The organism is Neisseria sp. P0008.S004 (genome assembly GCF_051962755.1).
Taxonomy (GTDB): Bacteria; Pseudomonadota; Gammaproteobacteria; order Burkholderiales; family Neisseriaceae; genus Neisseria; species Neisseria subflava_A.
This window is the reverse complement of record NZ_JBQCUZ010000004.1, coordinates 260,494-268,301: the sequence shown is the minus strand read 5'-3', so window position 1 is coordinate 268,301 and position 7,808 is coordinate 260,494. Positions and strand designations below refer to the sequence as shown.

At 46.2% G+C, this 7,808-nt stretch carries 8 protein-coding genes; 4 read left to right on the top strand and 4 right to left on the bottom strand.

The annotated features are described in order from the left end of the window. Positions 1-311 precede the first annotated feature (311 nt). Complete coding sequence (locus tag ACTHSW_RS06340; RefSeq protein WP_070461951.1) at positions 312-686, bottom strand: Mth938-like domain-containing protein; 375 nt, start codon at positions 684-686, stop codon at positions 312-314. Between the two features lie 206 nt (positions 687-892). Here ACTHSW_RS06340 and ACTHSW_RS06335 point away from each other — a divergent pair, with 206 nt between their 5' ends. The 3 genes from ACTHSW_RS06335 to ACTHSW_RS06325 all read left to right on the top strand — a co-directional run bounded on the left by ACTHSW_RS06335 (position 893) and on the right by ACTHSW_RS06325 (position 3,267). Then, positions 893-2,200 carry a homoserine dehydrogenase gene (locus ACTHSW_RS06335; RefSeq protein ID WP_070461931.1) on the top strand — a complete coding sequence of 436 codons (1,308 nt, stop codon included), beginning with the start codon at positions 893-895 and terminating at the stop codon, positions 2,198-2,200. Next, positions 2,193-2,627, top strand: coding sequence for a hypothetical protein (locus ACTHSW_RS06330; protein WP_070461930.1), 435 nt, complete (start codon positions 2,193-2,195; stop codon positions 2,625-2,627). The genes ACTHSW_RS06335 and ACTHSW_RS06330 overlap by 8 nt, the downstream gene beginning before the upstream one ends. A gap of 145 nt (positions 2,628-2,772) precedes the next feature. Then, complete coding sequence (locus tag ACTHSW_RS06325; protein ID WP_070461949.1) at positions 2,773-3,267, top strand: hypothetical protein; 495 nt, start codon at positions 2,773-2,775, stop codon at positions 3,265-3,267. 46 nt (positions 3,268-3,313) lie between these two features. On the opposite strand, the gene ACTHSW_RS06320 is transcribed toward ACTHSW_RS06325, so the two are convergent. Together ACTHSW_RS06320 and ACTHSW_RS06315 are read right to left on the bottom strand one after the other, a co-directional pair. Next, the gene (locus ACTHSW_RS06320) at positions 3,314-4,030 is read right to left on the bottom strand and encodes an S-methyl-5'-thioinosine phosphorylase (protein ID WP_070461927.1); all 717 of its coding nucleotides are present in this window, start codon (positions 4,028-4,030) and stop codon (positions 3,314-3,316) included. A gap of 66 nt (positions 4,031-4,096) precedes the next feature. Further along, positions 4,097-5,167: an AI-2E family transporter gene (locus ACTHSW_RS06315; RefSeq protein WP_070461926.1), complete on the bottom strand. Its 1,071-nt coding sequence runs from the start codon at positions 5,165-5,167 to the stop codon at positions 4,097-4,099. A gap of 204 nt (positions 5,168-5,371) precedes the next feature. Between ACTHSW_RS06315 and purM the strand changes: the two genes are divergently transcribed. After that, positions 5,372-6,406, top strand: a complete 1,035-nt coding sequence (gene purM / locus ACTHSW_RS06310; protein WP_070461924.1) for a phosphoribosylformylglycinamidine cyclo-ligase — start codon at positions 5,372-5,374, stop codon at positions 6,404-6,406. Between the two features lie 74 nt (positions 6,407-6,480). Here the strand turns inward: purM and ACTHSW_RS06305 are convergent, their stop codons facing one another. Beyond that, positions 6,481-7,692 carry an acetate kinase gene (locus tag ACTHSW_RS06305; RefSeq protein WP_070461921.1) on the bottom strand — a complete coding sequence of 404 codons (1,212 nt, stop codon included), beginning with the start codon at positions 7,690-7,692 and terminating at the stop codon, positions 6,481-6,483. Between the last annotated feature and the right edge of the window lie 116 nt (positions 7,693-7,808).

The window sequence follows — 7,808 nt, the reverse complement described above, 5'->3', positions numbered from 1 at the left end:
ACTTGATCCAACTTCAATAGTGGGAAACGGTCGATGTGTTTGGCGATCATGGCTTGGGCGGTTTGCTGAAAGAAGGTGCTCATGGAAAATCTCCTAAATGTCTTGGTGGGAATTTAGGGGATTTGGGGGGATTTTGCAAAGGTCTCAGGCCGTCTGAAAATTTCAGACGGTCTTTTTGCTTTCGAATTCTGTAAGTAATTGTACAATTGAGAGAAATAGAAACTAGAAGACTAAATTATTACTTTATAAATTTAACATAATATAAATTATGCGAATTTGTACTAGTATGATGCAAAAGTCTTTTCTACAAATTATGGCCACAACCAAGCCCATGTGCTTCGGCCTTCGCCTTGCAGTAAAACTAAAGTTCGGCAAGTGGAGGCTGTGTTCATGCATTCAAAGCCGATTCCGTAGGCTGATAAGGCTGCAGCAATTTTGGGATGCAGGAATTTTTGTTTTTCTCCTGTACCGATAATAATGACTTCTGGACGGTTTTCTGCTGTTTCAATTGCTGATATAAAAATTTGTTCGTTTAATTCTTCGATGGTTGTTTGAGGAATGATGCTCACTTTGCCATCTTGCCAGCAAATGGGTTTTGAGTATGTTTGTTCACCGATTTGCAATATGCCTTGTGAGGATGAAAAAAATGATGCGGTTTCATCGATATGGTTTTCTGTGATTTTCATGGCAATTCCTGTTTTTATGGTAGAACGATTTTTCAGACGGCCTTGGGAAACTTGCAAAAAAAGGTGCAAAATCAAGCAATATCAGGTAGGATTCAACGTTTAACCTTGTGCATTGATGCTTTGCTCTGAATTTACGATTGCAAGCGATTATAACAAGCCTTGGTTTTTCGTGATTATTTTAAAGTATCGGCTCAAAAGGAGACACAATGAAGCCAGTAAATATCGGTCTTTTAGGTTTGGGTACAGTCGGTGGCGGTACGGCCACTGTATTGCAGGACAACGCTGCGGAAATCAGCCGCCGCTTGGGACGTGAAGTCCGTATTTCTGCTGTTTGTGATTTGAGCGAAGAAAAAGCCAAACAAATTTGCCCGAATGCTGCTTTTATCAAAGATCCGTTTGAGCTGGTTCAACAGCAAGATGTTGATGTTGTTGTGGAATTGTTTGGCGGTACCGGTATTGCTAAAGATGCGGTATTGAAAGCGATTGAAAACGGCAAACACATTGTTACTGCCAATAAAAAACTGTTGGCTGAATACGGCAATGAAATTTTCCCTTTGGCGGAAGAAAAAAATGTCATGGTACAGTTTGAAGCTGCTGTTGCCGGCGGTATCCCTATTATCAAGGCTTTGCGTGAAGGTTTGGCTGCGAATCAAATCCGCAGTATTGCCGGTATTATTAATGGTACCAGCAACTTCATCCTTACTGAGATGCGTGAAAAAGGCAGCGCGTTTGCAGACGTCTTAAAAGAAGCTCAGGCTTTGGGCTATGCAGAAGCTGACCCTACTTTTGATATCGAAGGTCATGATGCCGGCCATAAAATTACGATTATGAGCGCATTGGCATTCGGTACGCCGATGAACTTTTCTGCCTGCTATTTGGAAGGCATCAGCAAACTTGACAGCCGCGATATCAAATACGCTGAAGAACTTGGCTATCGTATCAAGTTGTTGGGTATTACCCGTAAAACCGACAAAGGCATCGAGTTGCGCGTACACCCTACTCTGATTCCTGAAAGCCGTCTGCTGGCTAACGTTAACGGCGTGATGAATGCTGTCCGCGTCAATGCCGATATGGTTGGTGAAACCTTGTATTATGGTGCAGGCGCCGGTGCATTGCCAACGGCTTCTGCCGTGGTTGCCGATATCATTGATATTGCCCGCCTGATTGAAGCTGAGACTGACCATCGTGTCCCTCACTTGGCATTCCAACCTTCGCAAGTTCAAGCGCAAAATATTCTGCCTATGGATGAAATCACCAGCAGCTACTATTTGCGCGTTCAAGCAACTGACGAACCGGGCACTTTGGGTCAAATTGCCGCACTCTTGGCCAAAGAAAATGTTTCTATCGAGGCTCTGATTCAAAAAGGTGTGATTAATCAAAGTACTGCCGAAATTGTGATTCTGACCCATACCACAGTGGAACACAACGTCAAACGTGCTATCGCAGCGATTGAAGCACTGAGTTGCGTGGATGCTCCGATCACCATGATCCGCATGGAAAGCCTGCATGACTGAGCAACAAACGGAAAGGCCGTCTGAAGAGCAACTGGCAGCCAGAAAAAAAGCCAAGGCAAAAATCCGCACCATCCGCATTTGGGCATGGATTATTTTGTCTTTGCTGGCTCTGACCGCCCTGCTCTCACAATGCGCCATGAACAAGCCGCAGATGAAACAAAATGTGGTGGAGTCTTGCGTGAAAAACATTCCTTTTGCTGAAAAATGGCAAGCTGATTTGAAAGCAAAAGGTTTGGATGCGCAAAACGAGAAATTGGCTCAAGACTATTGTGTCTGCATGTGGGATCAGCCTTTAAGCAAACTCTCTGACGAGCAAATCCGAAACTTCGGTAAAATCAGCCCTATGGAGCAACTCAAGCTCTTGGGTGGCGCGGAAGCTTTTGAGGCACGCGATAAGCAGTGCGTGGCTGATTTAAAGGCTGAGTAAACCAAAATATCGGTTTAAGCCAAAGCTACAAGGCCGTCTGAACAACAGACGGCCTTTCTTATATTGATAAATAGTAATAAGAATTGATTTCATTATATTTTAAGTTTAAGATAGCTTGGTTAATTGCTTTTCTATGGTTGTTGCCATGCGTTACCACTTTCCTATTGCCATTGATATTTATGATTTTTTGTATACCGGCCGGTTTGACTATCTGGAAATCGGACAATCGGCAGAGTCTATTTTGCAGATGTTTCCTGCGCCTGATTGCGTCCCTAAAGGCTTGTTGGTACAAAAAGGCTGGAATATTTGGCTTTATGGCGATATTGAACTGCATTTCTCCGATAATCGGCTGACACAGATTCGTGCTGATTTTCAGCCTAATACTGCATTAAGCGGCGGCCGTTGGGTAAAGTTAAATCTGTGGTTTTTTGCAAATGGCTGCCTTGATGTATATGCCGTCATTCAACGCTTGGTACAACGCAATATCGATTTTATTAAAACGGAAACGCATACCAATTTGATTTTACAGCTGCAAAGCGGGGTTGAATTGATTTTTGAAAAATGTCGGGGTATGCAACTTGCCTCGTTCCGCAAACAAAAAGCCTCCCTGCCCCATTGGGCGCGTGAAACGGCTTCCTAAATAAAACAATGCCGTCTGAAAACATTATTTCAGACGGCATTATCAGTTACAAACCATTCAATAATTGTCGGATTTTCGTCATCGCAATAGAAGTCTGTTCATTACAGCCCTCAGTCCCTACTCCGCTATCAAAGCAATCAATGCTGCTGACGCTGCAAAAGTGGGTATAGGCCATTTTCAACTCCCTGGCCAAAACGGCTTCAGGCATACCGGTCATACCGAGTACATCTACCCCGTCACGGCGATAACGGGCGATTTCAGCGCGGGTTGGACGGCGCGGGCCTTGCAGGCAGCCATAAACAGCGGAATCGTAAATCGGCACATTGTGCGCTTTCGTGATATTCAATAATTCTTGTCGCAATTCATCGCAATAAGGGTTGAAAAAATCGGTATGGACGACAGGGCATTCTTGGCCTTCAAAAAAAGTATCTTTGCGGCCATAGGTATAGTCGATCAAATCGTCCGGCAACACTAAACTGCCATTTTCAAAATCGGGGTTGATACCGACGACTGAAGAAATGGCAATAATGTTTTCAACGCCTAAAGAATGTAACGCCCAAATATTGGCGCGGTAGTTGATTTCATGCGGCGCGATGGTATGGCTGAAGCCGTGTCGGGCAAGAAAAACAATATCCAAGCGCCCCAACCTGCCGAACAAAATAGGGCTGCTGGTTAAGCCGTATGGAGTGCGTATGATTTTTCGTTCGGTAATTTCGAGTTCTGGCAGTTTGGTCAAACCGCTGCCGCCGATAATGGCTAACATATAGACTTCCTTTGTTATCAATGGCCGTCTGAAACTTGGATTTCAGACGGCCTTAATATTATCGATTTATTTATGTTTGTAGAAATGGCTGCCGAAATAGACAGATGCACCTTCACGTAGTAAAACCAGCGTCACGGCGGCAAGCGGCAAGCCGGCAAGCATACCGACAAAACCCATCAGTTGTCCGAAAGCCATCAACGAGAAAATCACCCAGAAAGGCGACAAACCAATGCGGTCGCCGACGATTTTAGGCGTAATGAAAAAGCTTTCCAAGAATTGTCCGACACCGAATACAGCCCAGACCATCAATAAGCCCTGCCATGAGCCATATTGCAAAAGCGCGGCGATTGTCGCCAGCAAAAGGCCGGTAAATGCACCCAAATACGGAATAAATACCAAAATACCGGCAATCATACCGATGGCAAAGCCGGAATCCAAACCGACCAGCATCAAGCCCAATCCATAAACCAAGCCCATAATCATCATAACCATCAGCTGTCCGCGCAGAAATTCGCCCAAGATTTCGTCCATATTGCTGCTGATACGCGTGTAGGTCTCGATAAAACGGCGTGGAACCAATTTGCTGATTCCGGAAGACCAACGTTTCCAGTCCAACAAAAAGTAATACAACAGCAAAGGCAGCAACACCAAATTGCTGACGCCGCTGATTACGTTGCCGCTCTGGCGCATCAAGGTAGGAATCCATGCTTTGAGCGTATTGCTCAACTCATCCGTATGCGACTGCAACCATGCGATGATTGATTCTTGATCAATTTGAATATAATCCCCGCTGACGCTGTTGAGCCACGGCAGCAATTTGTTTTGAACAAAGCCTACGATTTGCGGCAGGCGTTCGGCCAGATTATTAAACTGATTTAACAGCATAGGTATAATAATCAGCATCAACGCCAGTAATATCAGCAAAGCAAGCGCCATAATAATCATAGAGGCCGGTGCACGGCGGATACGCTTCAATTGCAGCCATTCGACCAAGGGATTCAAAACATAGGCTAAAACGGCGGCCACAATAAACGGCGTCAAAACATTGCCTAAGGCATATAAAAGCCAAATAAAGGCCGCGATAACGCAAGCCATAATAATCCACGGTTTTACACTGCGCGCTTTCTTTTGATACATAAAAAGGTATTTCCCAATTGATGTTTAAGGTTTTCAAAATCAATAAGCAGTATAACAGATTCGCAAAGGCCGTCTGAAAGCGCGACGGCTATTAAGATAAAATAAAAATTGTTGACAATAATGCCAAAAAAATTCAGCCTGAACCCTCCAATTTAAGATAAAATACGCTCCGACAATCTACCCATACCCGAATAAGGAAATCCAATGAGCACTTCTTTGAGCTATCGTGACGCAGGCGTGGATATCGACGCAGGCGATCAACTGGTCGAAAACATCAAACCTTTTGCCAAGCGTACTATGCGCCCTGAAGTGTTGGGTGATTTGGGCGGTTTCGGCGCTTTGGTCGAAATCGGCAAAAAATATAAAAATCCGGTATTGGTTTCCGGTACGGACGGCGTCGGCACCAAGCTGAAACTGGCTTTCGACTGGGATAAACACGATACCGTCGGCATCGATTTGGTTGCCATGAGTGTCAACGATATTTTGGTTCAAGGTGCAGAACCTTTGTTCTTCTTGGACTATTTCGCTTGCGGCAAGCTGGATGTTGCCCGCGCGACTGATGTGATTAAAGGTATTGCCCAAGGTTGCGAAGAATCCGGTTGCGCTTTGATTGGCGGTGAAACTGCCGAAATGCCGGGCATGTATCCCGAAGGCGAATACGACTTGGCCGGTTTTGCCGTCGGCGTGGTTGAAAAAGAACGCGTCATCAACGGCCGCAGCATTCAGGCCGGAGACGTTGTTTTGGGTTTGGCTTCCAACGGCGCACACTCCAACGGCTACTCTTTGGTACGCAAAATCATCGAGCGCGACGATCCCGATTTGGATGCGGAATTCGACAACGGCAAAACCTTGCGCGAAGCCATCATCGCCCCTACCCGCCTGTATGTGAAACCTATCCTTGCCGCTTTGGAAAAATTCACCATTAAAGGCATGGCCCATATTACCGGCGGCGGCATTACCGAAAACGTACCTCGCGTTTTGCCTGAAAATACCGTTGCACAAATCGATGCCAAAGCGTGGGAATTGCCTAAACTGTTCCAATGGCTGCAAAAAGCAGGCAATGTGGAAACCCAAGAAATGTACCGTACCTTCAACTGCGGTATCGGTATGGTCGTTATCATTGCTAAAGAAGATGCCGACGCGGTACAAGCATTCTTGAGCAAACAAGGCGAAACCGTTTACCGCTTGGGCGCAGTTCGTGAGCGCAACGGCGATGAACATCAAACCCAAGTGGCTTGATTGAGATGTAATTAAAAAAGTGCGGATGATGAATCCGCACTTTTTATTGTTTATGGTCTAGGAAAATCTTCGCCCTAGCCTACTTCTTCCAAAAAGCCAGCCAACTGCGCCGTATCGTGGGCAATCATCAGCTCTTCATTGGTTGGAACAACCAAAACAGCCGGCATAGAACCTGTCGGGCTGATGATACCGGAGTTGCCGTAGCGTTTGTCCATATTGGCTTTGGTGTCGATGTGCAGACCTAAGAAATCCAAGTAGGAAACAGTTTTAGCGCGGATATTACGCGAGTTTTCGCCGATACCGCCGGTAAACACGAGTGCGTCAACGCCGCCACAAGCCACAGCCATCGAAGCAATGTATTTGGCAAGGCGGTAAGTCATGACTTCCAAAGCCAAGCGTGCGCCTTCATGGCCTTCATCCGCAGCAATTTCCAAAGAACGGCAGTCGTTGGAGAGTTCGGAAATACCGAGCAAACCTGATTTTTTGTTCAGCATTTCATCAACTTGGGCAACATCCAAACCGGCATGTGAAGTCAGATAGCTGTATACGCCCGGGTCGATGTCGCCGCAGCGTGTACCCATTACCAAACCTTCAATCGGCGTGAAGCCCATACTGGTATCAACGGATTTGCCGTTTTTGATGGCGGTAATGGATGCGCCGTTGCCTAAGTGGGCAATAATCATGCGGATGTCTTCCAACGGTTTACCCAAGATGCGTGCGGCTTCAGGGGCAACGTAACGCATACTGGTACCGTGGAAACCGTAGCGGCGGAAAGCGTATTTTTTACGCAATTCGCGCGGAACGGCATAAGTGTAGGCACGCTCTGGCATGGTTTGGTGGAACGAGGTATCCATCACGCCGACATTGGGCAGACCCGGGAAATGCTCTTGTGCGGCCAAAATGCCGTTGATATTGGCAGGATTGTGCAACGGAGCGAGCGGAATGCAGGCATTGAGTTCGTCCATTACTGCTTGGTCGATCAAAACAGACTCGCTGTATTTTTCGCCGCCGTGGGCGATGCGGTGGCCGATGGCTTTAATGCGGTCGTGTAGGCCGTGTTTTTCAAGCTCTTTCAACAGCATACCTACCGCACCGGCATGATCGTTACGGCCGGTCAAGGCTGTTTGGCATTTTTTGCCGTCTTTGCTGAACGTAATGACTGCTTCGGGCGTACCCAAACGTTCGCCGAGACAGCTTAAGAGAACTTTACCGTTTTTACGGTCGATAACGGCACCTTTGAGTGAAGAGCTGCCGCAGTTCAGAACAAGAATGAGTTGGTTGGACATGGTGTTTCTCCTTTGAATTTTTGATTGTTTTTTTGGCTTCAGGCCGTCTGAAAAGAGCAAAAACATTTGAGAGCTTTTCAGATTGCCTTTGGTTTGATGTTTAAGTCAGGCTTCAT